The sequence below is a fragment of the Profundibacter amoris genome, from assembly GCF_003544895.1.
Lineage (GTDB): Bacteria > Pseudomonadota > Alphaproteobacteria > Rhodobacterales > Rhodobacteraceae > Profundibacter > Profundibacter amoris.
Genome location: NZ_CP032125.1, coordinates 1457725 through 1471112 on the forward strand (window position 1 = coordinate 1457725; position 13388 = coordinate 1471112).

Consider the following 13388-nt stretch of genomic DNA (forward strand, 5'->3'; position numbering starts at 1 on the left):
CCAGTGAAGGGTGGAAAATTGGATATTGATGCAGTCAAAAGCTCGTACAAGGTATGGGCGCCGGTTTATGATAAAACATTTGGCGCAATTACAACCGTAGGGCGCAAAAGGGCGATCCAGTATATCAATAGCCGGCAGGGTAAAGTGCTGGAAGTGGGCGTGGGCACCGGCCTGTCGCTGAAGCATTACAAGCCACATTTGCAGGTCACCGGCATCGATGTTTCCAGCCATATGCTGGCCAAGGCCCGCAAGAAAGTCAGCAAACGCAGTATGACCCACGTGGAAGGTATTCACGAAATGGACGCCCGCGCGATGGATCTGCCGGACAATCATTTCGATACGGTCGTGGCGATGTATCTGGTGTCGGTGGTGCCCGACCCCGAACAGGTGATCGCTGAAATGGCGCGGGTCTGCAAGCCGGGTGGTCAGGTGCTGATCGTCAATCACTTTGCCCGTGAAAAAGGCGCCTTGGCGCGGGTGGAAAAGGTGATGGCACCCTTTGCCAACAAAATCGGCTGGCATTCGGATTTCTCGATCCATCGTATTCTGGGTGAGGACGAATTGGTCGTGCAGGACAAAAGCAAGCTGCCGCCGCTGGGGATGTTCACATTCCTGCGGATGGAAAAACAGGGTGACGGGCCGCGGGTCAACTGATCCCGTTGCTGCCCCGGGGCAGGGCAGACAGCAGATCGTCCACCACATTACCGGAAATCGAATGGGTCAGGGGGGTGAAATCCCCCTGCTCGAACATCGCTTTGGCGGCATCGAATATTACCCTGTGTGTCACCTGCGCCAGCGCGGCACCCAGCGATATCCGCGCCACACCGATCTTGGCAAATTTCGCGCGCGAAACCCTGGCATAGGGGCCGGCAGCCAATCCGTTCACCGGCAGTTTGGTTGCCGCGCAAACCCGCGCCAGATCGTCAAAACTGGCGGTCATCGGCACATAGAGACAATCGGCCCCGACCTGCTCATAGGCTTGGAGCCGGCGCAGGGCCTCGTCAATGTCATAGGCGCCGTGCATCACCCCGTCAGCGCGGGCCACCAGCACGAAATCATTTGGCAGGGCGCGGGCGGCCGCGGCGGCGGCCTGGATGCGCTCCACCGCCAGATCGAAATCATAGGGGGTGGCGGCGGGCAGCGCCATATCCTCGATCGAAATCCCCGCCAGCCCGATTTCCCCCGCCAGCCGCACGGTTTCGGCGCAGGTCTCGGGATCATCGCCAAAGCCGTTTTCAAAGTCGCCAGACACCGGCACGTCCACAGCGGAGATCAGCTCTTGCGCATGGGCCAAGGCCTCGTCCCGCGTCACATGGCCCAGATCGGGGCGCCCCAGTGTAAAGGCATGCGCGGCAGAGGATGTCGCAATCGCTTGGGCGCCCAACCCTGCCAACATTTTGGCGCTGCCAACGTCCCAGGCATTGGCAAGGATGAAAGGGTTACCGGGTTGATGCAAATCGCGAAAACTAGTCATGGCAGGCCTCATTGATCTGGGACAGGGCGAATTTGACCAGCTTACTGTATAATCGCGCCGGAACAAGGGGAGCGAGGCCATGATGCAAATGATCCGTCTGACTGAGGTCAACATCGCGGACGAGCACATATGCTGCGCCATCAGCGACAAGAAATGCGCGGGTCGCGCATTCATGGATAGGGTTTGCATGAGGCAACTTTAGATATATAGTTGTGTTCTATGACGGGTGGTATTCAGGAACGTATATGTCAAATATTCAGAAGAACGAATTTCGGGAACGGCTGAAACGTGTCAATGCCGGCCCGATATCCATGCAGCCGCAAATTGACAAAGCCAGCCAGAAGACGCTGAACCGCAAAACACTCAAAGTGGCACTGGCTCCGTTTACCTATTTGATTGCGCCGTTAATTGGCGTTGTTTCCGTATTTGCAATCGCTATCGGGCTGGCTGTCTGGGGGCCGGAAATTCCGGTCGGTGTTACAACAGATTATGAAACGGGGATGTATTTTGACGCCGGTTTATTCAGTATTCTGATTGCAACCGCACATGGTGCTGCAACCGCCATAACAATCATGTTTGGAATGCGAAGTCTGGTGCATATTTTGCTGGCTAACGCCGGTGTTCGGTTGGGTTTGATTATACTTGGCTCTATTGGGGGGGCATAACGCGATTGCGGGCAAAAAAGCGAATATCTGTCCAATGCAGCAGATACCTTTATGTCTACTTGTAAAATTACATTAAGATCAAGACAGATAAGCTGTCGATCGCAAGCAAATTTACGCGCCGGGCTGATTACCCCGCCAACCCCTTAGCAAACCCCACCAGCCGTTCCAGCGCCTGCCCGAACACACCATCTTCAACCGTCATCGCCACACGGATGTGGCCTGCTGCCGATTGGCCGAAACTGTTACCCGGCATCACCGCGATATGTTCGTTATCCAGCAGGGCATGGCCAAATTCCTCGCCGCTCATCCCCGTGGCGTGCACGTCCAGCATCAGATACATCGCGCCCATGGCAGGCAGGTGTTTGACCACGTTCTGCCCGTCCAGCACCCGCATGGCGATTTCGCGCCGCCGTGCAAAGGGGGCGGCGATTTCGGCTTCCAGCGGGGGACCTTGTTCCAAGGCAAACAGGGCGGCGTCCTGAATGTAGCCCGGCACGCCATAGGTTGTGTGGGTGGCCAGATTGGACAGGTGTTCAATGGCCTCCTCGGGCGCTACGATCCAGCCGATCCGGCTGCCGGTCATCGCGTGGCTTTTGGACATCGAGCCAACCACCAGCGTGCGCTGTGCCATATCGGGCAGGGCGCGCGGGCTTAGGTGTTCACCTTGCCAGATTTGCGTGTCGTACACCTCGTCCGAGATCAGCCACAGGTCGTTTTCGCGGCAAACATCGGCGATGCCCTTTAGCGTGGCGCGGGAATAGACCACGCCGGTGGGGTTGTTCGGGGTGTTGATCAACAGGGATTTGGCCCCCTTGGCATGTTTTGCAATCGCTTCGGCCTGTGGCTCGAAATTGTCCCGCGCATGGGCGGCAACGGGTGTGGCGATGGCGCCGACCGCGCGCAGGGTGGCGGGGTAGGTGGCGTAGTAGGGGTCGATGAACAGGGCGGTGTCGCCCTCATCACATACCGCGTGATGACTGGAAAACAGGGCCGATTGTCCGCCGGGCGTGATCAGCACATTGTCGATGGTGGTGGGCACGCCGGTGCGATCCTGCACGCGGGCGGCCACGGCCTGCCGCAGGGCCGTTACACCGGGAACGGCGGCGTATCCGGTGTGGCCGCCAAGCGCCGATTTGTGCATCGCGTTCAGGATGTCGGGGTGGGTGCGGATGTCATGTTCGCCGATGGTCAGTTCGATGACAGGTATGCCCGCATCTATCATCTCGCGGGATTTCAGATACAGGCCCCAGCCGTCATGGCCGTCGCCCAAAAGGGTGGTGATGCGGTTTGATAATTGCATGGTGACTCGGCCTGTGTTCGTTTGCGCCACGCGACCACAGGAATGGGGTGTTTGTCAAACGGGGAATTTTCGTGGCGGGGTGAACCCCGCCCTACGCGCGTTTTGCGGCCCGATAGGAAAAGGGCAGGGACGCAAGATAGGCCAGATCGACCAACGCCAGCACATGCCACGGGAACACCGTCAGCACGATCAGGAACAGCACCACACCGGCAAACAGGATGAACTGTTTTTCCTGCGGGATGGTCATCTTTTTTACGGAATAGGTCGGGATCCGGCTGACCGCCAGACCGCCGGCGAAGATGATATAAAGCGCGACCAGAACAGGGTGGTCCGTGACACCGTTCCAGCCCATCAACAGCAGGAATGCAGGCAGGAAGCCCAGACAGGCCAGTGCAGGCGCGGGCACGCCGACAAAGAAACGGTGATCGACCGGTTCGTCATCATCTTCCAGCAGGGCAACGTTGAACCGCGCCAGCCGCATCATGCAGGCAATGGTATAGATGATCAGTGCCAGCCAGCCAATATTGGCATATGCGGTTTCGGCAAAGAACATCAGATACAGGATAATTGTAGGGGCGACGCCGAAATTGAAGAAATCGGCCAATGTGTCCAGTTCCGCCCCGAACTGGCTGGTTGAATCCAGCATACGCGCCAATTTTCCATCGACCGCATCCAGAAGCATCGCCAGCAGCAGCAAAAACAGCGCGGCATTAAAGCGTTCTGCAATGCCATAACGAATGGCTGTCAGTCCGGCGATCAGGCCAAAGATCGTTACAAAGTTCGGAATGAACCGCCGGAACGGAACTTTCTTGACCTCGGGGACATTCATATCCGCACACCCTCGTAGTTCGGGGTGGGATCTGCCAGATCGGCCAGCACGGTTTCACCGGCCACGGCATTTTGCCCCAGCACGATTTTGGGCTGCACACCGACGGGCAGGAACACATCCAGACGGCTGCCAAAACGGATCAGGCCAAAGCGGTGGCCCGCCTCGATCTTGTCTCCGACCTTGACGAAACAGACGATGCGCCGCGCCACAAGGCCGGCGATCTGGATCACGCCGATGGATATGCCGTCATCATTGGTGATGGTCAGCGAATTGCGTTCGTTATGTTCGCTTGCCTTGTCCAGCGACGCATTGACGAATTTGCCTTTGTGGTAGGTGATATTGGTGAATTCACCGGCCATCGGCGCGCGGTTCACATGGCAGTTGAACACATTCATAAACACCGAAACGCGCACGCGTTCCTCGGGTCCCAGCCCCATATCCTCGGGCGGAGCGACGGTGGAAATCAGGCTGACCACACCATCGGCAGGCGACAAGATCAGCCCCTCTTTTTGTGGCACCGAACGCACGGGGTTGCGAAAGAAATAATAGCACCAGACGGTCATCACCATGCCGACCCAGAACAGCGGCTCCCACAACAGGCCAAGGCCAACCGATATCGCGGCAAAGATGGCAACAAATTTGACCCCTTCGGGGTGCATCGGGACGGCGACAATTTTCAGCGGGTTTGACATGGTTTTCCGTTATCTAGGCAAGGATCAGATGTTGCCACAGCACGTAAGCCAGAAACAGCCCGTTTGCAATCAACAAACACATGACCGCGAGTGATCCAAGGTCTTTGGCGTCGCGGGCAAATTCGCTCCAGTCTGGCGATAAATGATCGACCACGGCCTCGATGGCTGTGTTTAGGGCTTCGATGGCGACCAGCAACAGGGCAAGGCCGGTGGCGACCAGGTATTGCGCGCCATTTGCGCCAATAAGGGCGAAGACCGCCATCACGATCAGATAAAGCAGCACCTCTTGCCGGAACGCGGCCTCTTTCCACAGGCATTTCAGACCGCCGATTGAATAGGTTGTGGCCGCGAAAACATGTTTGATGCCTGTGGTGCGTTCGGGCTTTTCATTCTGTTTGGTCATGGGTTACTCCGCCGCTGTCCGACAGGCGGATACAACATCCAGATCGGGATTGCGTTCGCTGGTGTTGATATCCATCATACCAAGGATCGTGTGGAACATGTTTTCATGGGTTGCCGGCTGTTTGGCGCGGGTGTCCATACAGGCCGGATCAAGCCCGAAAGCATTGTTATAGGCCTGCGAAAACCACAAGATCATCGGCACACGGGTTTGGGTGTCGGGTGCCATGAAATAAGGGGTGCCATGCAGGTAAATTCCGTTTTCACCCAGGGATTCCCCGTGATCGGACATATAGAACATTGCCGGGATCACATTGTCCTGTGTCTGCAGGAACTTGATGGTTTCGGCCAGAATATGGTCGGTATAGGCGATGGTATTGTCGTAGGTGTTGATAATCTCGTCCTGGCTGCAATCCTTCAATTCGGATTTGTCACACGTCGGGGTGAAACGCTCGTATTCCTTGGGATAGCGCAAGTAGTAAGCTGGGCCATGGCTGCCGATCATATGAAAGACCAATACAGTGTCTTGGGTGATGGTTGCGGCTTTTTCTTTCAACACATCCATAAAAATACCGTCGTTGCATTCACCTACCGCGCAATAAACAGGGTCTTTCAAATAAGTCAGTGAAGTGTTGACCCCAATTCGCTTGGCTATCCCCTTGTCGCCTGTGTTGTTGTCGTACCATTCTACATTCACACCTGCATGGGTCAGGACATCCAGCAGATTTTCGTTCGCCAGGCCGTTTTCATATGAATAGTCACTGCGACCAAAGCGCGAGAACATGCAGGGTAGTGAGGTGGCCGTTGCCGTTCCGCAGCTGCTTACATCCTGAAACACGGTGATGCGGTCACGGATGGATTCCAGTTCAGGGGTGGTGTTGCGCTCATACCCAAGCAGTCCGAAATTTTGGGCGCGTGCGGTTTCGCCCACCATGATCACGGTCAGGACGGGCTTTTGTGCAGTCATGATCAGCGGGCCTTTAACGGCGTCCTCGCCGCGGGGTTGCAACACGATATCACGCGTGTTCAGCATCATATTGGCATAGCGTATTGTGCTGGTCAGTGGCGCGCCGGGCTGGAAGCTGCCCATCAGATCCTTGTTGTTGCGAATGGCACTAGAGAAAGTTTTATAGTTTGCCATCAACAACCCTGCGAATAGAACAAAGGCAAATACGGCCAGAATAACATTTCTGATAAGGGCTTTTACAAATGGTGGCCGCTTGACCTTGACCAGCAGCACAAACAGCGACGGAATGATCGCATAAATCACCACATGGCTGACAAAGCCAAAGGTGATCAGATGTTTGCCCTCTTGCATCGTGGTGGTCATGACGTTCTGGATCATATCGCGGTCAATCATCACCCCCATCGTGTCCATATAATAGGACGACACGCCGCCGGTCATCAGCAGCAGGATCAGGAACGGCTTTTGCAGCCACTTGCCCGAAAACAGCGCGATGATGAACAGAACCAGTCCGAAAACCGCCAGCCCGAACAGGGCGACATGCAGCGTGTTGCCCTCGAATATCCGCTGGGCCTTGCCCCAGAAGGTGTTGTTGTAGGCAGCCATGATAAAGGCGGCAACGATGATGCTCAGAAGAACGGGGGAGATACCGCGTTGATCAGCTTGATTTTCGATTTTCATATTTGGGGGCCTGTTCGTTATCCTGTCACTTGCGCCCTTACTTAAACAGTCTGAACAGTGATTTCCACCAAGGTTTATTCTTGTGGCGGGTTTATTGCCGAAACATTAAAAACCCCCCTGGTGCGGAGAGTACACCAGAGGGGCCAGGTTACCCGTTATAGGGCCTGCCGGGTTTGAAGGGTATTAATCGTCACCATCTCCACCTTCACCACCTTCACCACCTTCGCCGCCATCACCGTGGCCGTCGCCGCCATCACCTTCGCCGTCGCCGCCATCACCGTGGTCGTCATCACCGTGGTCGTCATCGCCATGGTCGTCATCACCTTCATCATCATGTGTATCGGTTCCAGTGCCCGTCGTTCCGGTCCCGGTATCAGTCCCGGTCCCTGTATCAGGTACAACAACGGTCGGATCCGATGTTGGCGCGGTCGGATCAGGGTCAGTGACCGCGGCCTGTGCAAATGCTGTGTTTGCCCCAAATGTCATGGTCAAAATCGCAATTGCCGCTGTGCTTGTCAGAAGTTTTTTCATTTTGCATTTCCTTGTTGCTGTCTTTGCTCGGAACCGAGCGTCTGGATTTGTCCATGGTGGACGTGGGAAGCAAACCGTGAGTGGCTTTGCTGTTTCGATAAGGCACTATTGCTGCAATTGCCGGTTGTGTGTATTGGCCAGAGGTTTATTGAGCGGCTATTGGTTCTCTAATCCCGCTGTCGAACAAAAGTTTAGGATTAACGTGCTGATATAGCAGGAAATATTATTATTCCCGAGGGAAAGAAAATATTAACCAAGGGCATTTTTTCAGCCTGACGATTGTTTCCAGAACGCGTCTAAACAATAGTTTAGGGTAAACCGGTAATATTGGCGCGACTGATCCATTCAATTCGGCTTCTTGTCAGGGCCGTGATATTCTGCTAGCAATCGGGTATGAAACAGAACGCCGCAATCTGCTGTATTTGCATTATCTGCTGACATAGGTCACGCGGGCTGTTCTTTTCGTTTTCCATCACAAACCGAAGTTGATATGCCCGCGGGGGAATGCCGCCTGACGAGGATATCATGGTCGAAATCAAACTGCACAACACAAAGACCCGCAAGAAAGAGGTCTTTACCCCGATAGATGCCAGCAATGTGCGCATGTATGTCTGCGGCCCCACGGTTTACGATCGCGCCCATCTGGGCAACGCGCGCCCCGTGGTGGTGTTTGACGTGTTGAACCGGCTGTTGCGCCATGTCTATGGCGAAGATCACGTGACCTATGTGCGCAATTTCACCGATGTGGACGACAAGATCATTGCGCGGGCCGAAGAAAGCGGGCGCGAGATCGGGCAGATCACTTCGGAGACAACGCAGTGGTTTCTGGACGACATGGCAGCCCTTGGCGCGCGCGAGCCGGACCACATGCCGCGGGCGACGCAGTATATTCCGCAGATGGTTTTGATGATCGAGGAGCTGATCGCCGGTGGCCATGCGTATGCGGCCGAGGGTCATGTGCTGTTCGCGGTCGAAAGCTATGCGAAATACGGCGCCCTGTCGGGCCGCACGGTCAAGGACATGATCGCCGGCAGCCGTGTCGAGGTTGCTCCCTATAAACGCAACCCGATGGATTTTGTGCTGTGGAAACCCTCTAGCGGTGATCAACCGGGGTGGGAGTCCCCCTGGGGCTATGGCCGTCCGGGCTGGCATATCGAATGTTCGGCGATGTCCTATGAATTGCTGGGCGAAAGCTTCGACATTCACGGCGGCGGCAATGATCTGATGTTCCCGCACCATGAAAACGAGATTGCGCAAAGCTGCTGTGCCCACCCGCAGGGCGATTTCGCGCGTTACTGGCTGCACAACGAGATGTTGCAGGTCGAGGGCAGGAAGATGTCCAAGAGCTTGGGCAATTTCTTTACCGTGCGCGACCTGCTGGATCAGGGCGTGCCGGGCGAGGTGATACGGTTTGTGTTTCTGAGCACGCATTACAGGAAGCCGATGGACTGGACCGAGAAGAAGGCGGATGAGGCGGAGGCGACTTTGAGGAAGTGGCGAGCCTTGTGCGACGGGGTTGCTGCGACGGATGTCGCCGCCCCAGTGCTCGCTGCACTCGCGGATGATCTGAATACCGCTGGCGCTATCACCGAATTGCATAAGCTGGCAGCGACAGGGGATGCGGGGGCGTTGAAGGCGTCGGCGCAGTTGGTGGGGTTGTTGGATGATGAGTTGGGGGATTGGGTCAGCATCAAAATGACTGATAAGGAAGTATCAGAATTGATAAAAGATTTGCTGCTAGCGCGCAAAGAGGCGCGAGAGAGCAAGGATTGGTCCCTGGCTGATCTTATTCGTGATGGCTTTAAAGCTGCTGGCGTCAGAGTAATTGACACTCCAAGTGGTCCACAATGGTCAATCGAAAAAGATGAACTGGATTCTTCTGATATATTTGGTGCGGTGCGAGCGGCCTTTTTATCTGGAAATTCGAACGAACTCAAAAACCAACTGTCTATTGCTCGAAGTGCAGGAGTTCATTTTTCTGACTTGCAACATTTAGATGTATCGCCAGCGTGGCGAAGTAAGCCAGAAATGGAATATGTTATGGCTAAATTGAGTGAGGTGAAGAAAGTTATGGAGTCCCTCAAATGATCTCCATACGCAACAGAGGGCAGCGCCCGGACAGGCCGGGCGGGGGAACTTCAGAGCGCTCAACCCCACGGCAAACCGTAGGGCGGGGTTCACCCCGCCACTGCACGGAGCGGTAAAATGACCAAAGAACGCCTCTACATCTACGACACCACCCTGCGCGACGGGCAACAAACCCAGGGCGTGCAATTCTCGACTCCCGAGAAAATCCAGATCGCCGAAATGCTCGACACCCTTGGTGTTGACTACATCGAGGGCGGCTGGCCCGGTGCCAACCCCACCGACAGCGGCTTTTTCGACGCCGCCCCGCAAACCCGCTCCACGATGGCGGCTTTCGGCATGACCAAGCGCAGCGGGCGCTCTGCTGAAAACGACGATGTGCTGGCCGCCGTGATGAACGCGGGCACGCCTGCGGTTTGTCTGGTCGGCAAATCCCACCCCTTCCATGTGGAAACCGCGCTTGGCATCACGCTGGCGGAAAACCTGGAAAACCTGACCGCCAGTTTCAAACACATCACCGCCAACAAACGCGAGGCGCTGTTTGATGCAGAGCATTTCTTTGACGGCTACAAGGCCAACCCCGATTACGCCCTGCAATGCGTTCTGGCGGCCTATAAATCCGGTTGCCGCTGGGTGGTGCTGTGCGACACCAATGGCGGCACCCTGCCGGACGAAATTGCCGCCATTACAAAGGCCGTGATCGCGGCGGGCGTGCCGGGCACGCATCTGGGCATCCACACCCACAACGACACCGAAAACGCCGTGGCCGGATCGCTGGCCGCGATTAATGCGGGCGCGCGGCAGGTGCAGGGCACGCTGAACGGGCTGGGCGAGCGTTGCGGCAACGCAAACCTGACCACGCTGATCCCGACGCTGCTGTTGAAACCGCAACTGGCCGAACGCTATGAAACCGGCATCACAAAGGGTGCGCTGCACGGGCTGGTGAAAATCAGCCGTCAACTGGACGACATCCTGAATCGGGTGCCGAAAAACCAGGCCGCCTATGTCGGGGCCAGCGCCTTTGCCCACAAGGCGGGGCTGCACGCCAGCGCCATCCTGAAAGACCCGACCACCTACGAACATATCGACCCCGAAACAGTGGGCAACGCGCGGATCATCCCGATGTCCAACCAGGCGGGGCAGTCGAACCTGCGCAAACGTCTGGCCGATGCGGGGCTGGGCGTGCAAAAGGGCGATCCGGCCTTGAACCGGATCCTGCAAGCGATCAAACAGCGCGAGGAAGAGGGATACTCCTATGACACTGCACAGGCCAGTTTCGAACTGCTGGCGCGGCGGGAACTGGGGCTGTTGCCGGACTTCTTCGAGGTCAAGCGCTACAAGGTGACTGTGGAGCGGCGCAAGAACAAGTATAATGAAATGGTCAGCCTGTCCGAGGCCGTGGTGGTGGTGAAGATCGGCGATGACAAGAAACTGTCGGTCTCGGAAAGCATGGATTCCGAAGGGCATGATCGCGGGCCGGTCAATGCGCTGGCCAAGGCGCTGGCCAAGGATATGGGGCCGTATCAGGCCTGTATCGACGACATGCGACTGGTGGATTTCAAGGTGCGCATCACCGATGGCGGGACCGAAGCGAAAACCCGCGTGATCATTGACAGCGAAGATGGCGCGGGGCATCGCTGGTCTACTGTCGGCGTGTCGCCCAATATTGTGGATGCCAGTTTCGAGGCGCTGCTGGATGCGATCAACTGGAAACTGATCCGTGACGGGGCAGGGGTGTGAGCATCGAAACCTGCGCCGAGATGCTGCGCAAATCCGACCCCGACCGCTTTTTGGCCACCATGACCGCCCCGCCGGATGTGCGGGCAAAGCTGTTCCCGCTCTATGCCTTCAACCTCGAGGTGGCGCATTTGCCGTGGGTGTCGGCGGAACCGATGATCACCGAAATGCGCCTGCAATGGTGGCAGGATTCCATCGCCGCCGTTTTTCGCGGCGATACGCCGGACCCGCACGAGGTGCTGACGCCGCTTGCCGGTGTGATCCGCGCGCATGATCTGCAACAACAGGAATTCCATGACCTGATCGAGGCACGGCGGCGCGATACCTATGCCCAGCCGTTCACCGAGACCCCGCAGTTGTGGCAATATTTGCAGGATACCTCGGGCAACCTGATGGCGATTGCTGCGCGTATGTTGGGGGTCGGGAGTGGCGGGATCAAAGCGGCACAGGACTACGGCACGGCGGCGGGGCTGGCGAATTACCTGCTGGCGGTGCCCGAATTGAAGGCGCGGGGACGGATGCCCTTGCCGGAAGATAGCGAGGATACCGTGCAAAGCATGGCACGCGAGGCTTTGGCTATGCTGGATCAAAACAGCAATATATCGGCTTTGAAGCCCGCCTTGCCTGCACTGCTGACAGCCTGCCAGGCGCGCCCGATACTCAAGGCGGTGGCAAAACAGCCTGCAAAAGTCGGGCAAGGGCAATTGCAACGCTCGGACTTCCGCCGCAAGGGACGGTTGCTGGTCAATTCCATGCTGGGGCGTTGGTAGGGCTTAATCCTGTTGCGGCCTTAGCACCAACCAGATCAGCGCAGCCCCGGCCAGCGTCAAGAACGGGATCATGGCCATGTTCACGGCCTGCCAGCCTGCCTGCGCATCCCCGCCCGAGCAGTTCATCAACCCGCCCGAGGCCAGTGATGCCAACGTCACGCCGCCAAATACCAGCATATCGTTCAACCCCTGAATACGCCCGCGTTCTTCGGGTTCATAAGACGCTGCCAGCATGGATGTGGCGCCGATATAACCAAAGTTCCAGCCAACCCCCAGCAGGACCAGCGCGATAAAGAACTGGTCCAGCTCGACCCCCGTCAGCGCCACCAGTCCGGCCGAGGCCAGAATGGCCAGCCCGATCGAGATGATTTTGACGGGGCCGTAGCGGGCAATCAGATGGCCGGTGAAGAACGACGGGATATACATGGCCAGAACATGTGACGATACGATATCGGCAGCGGTATTGCGCTCGAACCCGCAGCCGACAACGGCCAGTGGGGTCGAGGTCATTACCAGATTCATCAGCGCATAGGACACCATCGCACAGATAATTGCGACGGCGATCATAGGGGTTTTTAGCAGCTCCATCCGGCTGCGACCTGCCGGCGCGCCCTCGACCGGGGCAGGGGGTGTCGGGATGTTCAGAAACAGGAACATCAGTGATCCGACAAGGTTAATCACAATAACCGTCAGGTAACTGCCCAGAAACGGGATCACCATTGCGTCCGCCGTCAGTTTCACCAGTTGCGGCCCGATCACAGCGGCCGCTAGCCCGCCGGCCAGCACATAGGAGATCGCTTTGGGGCGGAAATCCTCGGTCGAGGTATCGGCGGCGGCAAAGCGGTAGAACCCCTGACCCGACATATAGACGCCGGTGAACAGGGATCCGGCGATGAACACCGGAAACGACTGGATATACAGGCCATAGGCGCTGATAGATGCGCCAAGTGCGCCAAAACCCGTGCCCAGCATGAACCCCGCACGACGGCCGTATTTCTGCATGAAGGCCGAAAGCGGGGTTGCGGCAATTACCGAGCCCAGAATGATCACCGAAATCGGCAGGGTGGCAAAGCACGGGTTGCTGGCAAGGCTAAGCCCCGCCAGACCGCCCAGAATAAAGATGATCGGCATCTGCGCCCCCAAAAGGGCCTGCGCCAACACCAGAATGGCCACATTGCGTTTGGCGGTCGATATGGAAACGTCAGCAATCATGCCCCATCCCTAGCGGGGAAGGCCACGCAGGAAAAGCCCCGAAATTGTA

General features: G+C 57.0%; 13 protein-coding genes. 5 read left to right on the forward strand and 8 right to left on the reverse strand.

All coding sequences use genetic code 11. The features are described 5' to 3' along the window. Positions 1–18: 18 nt before the first annotated feature. Positions 19–654 carry a class I SAM-dependent methyltransferase gene (locus BAR1_RS07265; RefSeq protein WP_118944388.1) on the forward strand — a complete coding sequence of 212 codons (636 nt, stop codon included), beginning with the start codon at positions 19–21 and terminating at the stop codon, positions 652–654. On the opposite strand, the gene BAR1_RS07270 is transcribed toward BAR1_RS07265, so the two are convergent. Continuing rightward, complete coding sequence (locus BAR1_RS07270) at positions 647–1474, reverse strand: isocitrate lyase/PEP mutase family protein (protein WP_118942403.1); 828 nt, start codon at positions 1472–1474, stop codon at positions 647–649. The genes BAR1_RS07265 and BAR1_RS07270 overlap by 8 nt on opposite strands. A gap of 212 nt (positions 1475–1686) precedes the next feature. Here BAR1_RS07270 and BAR1_RS07275 point away from each other — a divergent pair, with 212 nt between their 5' ends. Beyond that, entirely contained in the window at positions 1687–2139 is a 453-nt protein-coding gene (locus tag BAR1_RS07275; protein ID WP_162891695.1) for a hypothetical protein, read from the forward strand. A gap of 127 nt (positions 2140–2266) precedes the next feature. On the opposite strand, the gene BAR1_RS07280 is transcribed toward BAR1_RS07275, so the two are convergent. From BAR1_RS07280 to BAR1_RS18095, 6 genes are all read right to left on the reverse strand, one after another. Next, a complete protein-coding gene (locus tag BAR1_RS07280) occupies positions 2267–3439 on the reverse strand; it encodes a pyridoxal phosphate-dependent aminotransferase (RefSeq protein ID WP_118942405.1) in 1173 nt (390 codons plus the stop codon). Positions 3440–3530: 91 nt separating this feature from the next. Beyond that, a complete protein-coding gene (locus BAR1_RS07285; RefSeq protein WP_118942406.1) occupies positions 3531–4268 on the reverse strand; it encodes a CDP-alcohol phosphatidyltransferase family protein in 738 nt (245 codons plus the stop codon). Then, on the reverse strand, positions 4265–4960 hold the full coding sequence (locus BAR1_RS07290; RefSeq protein ID WP_118942407.1) for a phosphatidylserine decarboxylase: 696 nt from the start codon (positions 4958–4960) through the stop codon (positions 4265–4267). Before BAR1_RS07290 ends, BAR1_RS07285 begins: the two co-directional genes overlap by 4 nt. 13 nt (positions 4961–4973) lie before the next feature. Then, positions 4974–5363: a diacylglycerol kinase gene (locus tag BAR1_RS07295; protein WP_118942408.1), complete on the reverse strand. Its 390-nt coding sequence runs from the start codon at positions 5361–5363 to the stop codon at positions 4974–4976. 3 nt (positions 5364–5366) lie between these two features. Further along, positions 5367–7004, reverse strand: a complete 1638-nt coding sequence (locus tag BAR1_RS07300; RefSeq protein WP_118942409.1) for a phosphoethanolamine transferase — start codon at positions 7002–7004, stop codon at positions 5367–5369. Positions 7005–7187: 183 nt separating this feature from the next. After that, positions 7188–7535, reverse strand: a complete 348-nt coding sequence (locus BAR1_RS18095; RefSeq protein ID WP_118942410.1) for a hypothetical protein — start codon at positions 7533–7535, stop codon at positions 7188–7190. A 525-nt stretch (positions 7536–8060) separates the two neighbouring features. On the opposite strand from BAR1_RS18095, the gene cysS reads away from it, so the two are divergent. The 3 genes from cysS to BAR1_RS07320 all read left to right on the forward strand — a co-directional run bounded on the left by cysS (position 8061) and on the right by BAR1_RS07320 (position 12127). Continuing rightward, complete coding sequence (cysS, locus tag BAR1_RS07310; protein WP_118944389.1) at positions 8061–9623, forward strand: cysteine--tRNA ligase; 1563 nt, start codon at positions 8061–8063, stop codon at positions 9621–9623. 117 nt (positions 9624–9740) lie between these two features. Then, on the forward strand, positions 9741–11360 hold the full coding sequence (cimA, locus tag BAR1_RS07315) for a citramalate synthase (RefSeq protein ID WP_118942411.1): 1620 nt from the start codon (positions 9741–9743) through the stop codon (positions 11358–11360). Beyond that, the gene (locus BAR1_RS07320; RefSeq protein ID WP_118942412.1) at positions 11357–12127 is read left to right on the forward strand and encodes a phytoene/squalene synthase family protein; all 771 of its coding nucleotides are present in this window, start codon (positions 11357–11359) and stop codon (positions 12125–12127) included. Before cimA ends, BAR1_RS07320 begins: the two co-directional genes overlap by 4 nt. Before the next feature lie 3 nt (positions 12128–12130). Here BAR1_RS07320 and BAR1_RS07325 read toward each other — a convergent pair whose 3' ends face one another. Next, on the reverse strand, positions 12131–13339 hold the full coding sequence (locus BAR1_RS07325; RefSeq protein WP_118942413.1) for an MFS transporter: 1209 nt from the start codon (positions 13337–13339) through the stop codon (positions 12131–12133). Positions 13340–13388: the final 49 nt, after the last annotated feature.

Excerpts from the sequence above, each read along its gene's own strand:
- BAR1_RS07285 (WP_118942406.1), bottom strand. The coding sequence starts at position 4,268 with ATGAATGTCCCCGAGGTCAAGAAAGTTCCGTTCCGGCGGTTCATTCCG.
- BAR1_RS07325 (WP_118942413.1), bottom strand. The coding sequence starts at position 13,339 with ATGATTGCTGACGTTTCCATATCGACCGCCAAACGCAATGTGGCCATT.
- cimA (WP_118942411.1), top strand. The coding sequence starts at position 9,741 with ATGACCAAAGAACGCCTCTACATCTACGACACCACCCTGCGCGACGGG.
- BAR1_RS07290 (WP_118942407.1), bottom strand. The coding sequence starts at position 4,960 with ATGTCAAACCCGCTGAAAATTGTCGCCGTCCCGATGCACCCCGAAGGG.
- cysS (WP_118944389.1), top strand. The coding sequence starts at position 8,061 with ATGGTCGAAATCAAACTGCACAACACAAAGACCCGCAAGAAAGAGGTC.
- BAR1_RS07270 (WP_118942403.1), bottom strand. The coding sequence starts at position 1,474 with ATGACTAGTTTTCGCGATTTGCATCAACCCGGTAACCCTTTCATCCTT.
- BAR1_RS18095 (WP_118942410.1), bottom strand. The coding sequence starts at position 7,535 with ATGAAAAAACTTCTGACAAGCACAGCGGCAATTGCGATTTTGACCATG.
- BAR1_RS07300 (WP_118942409.1), bottom strand. The coding sequence starts at position 7,004 with ATGAAAATCGAAAATCAAGCTGATCAACGCGGTATCTCCCCCGTTCTT.
- BAR1_RS07295 (WP_118942408.1), bottom strand. The coding sequence starts at position 5,363 with ATGACCAAACAGAATGAAAAGCCCGAACGCACCACAGGCATCAAACAT.
- BAR1_RS07280 (WP_118942405.1), bottom strand. The coding sequence starts at position 3,439 with ATGCAATTATCAAACCGCATCACCACCCTTTTGGGCGACGGCCATGAC.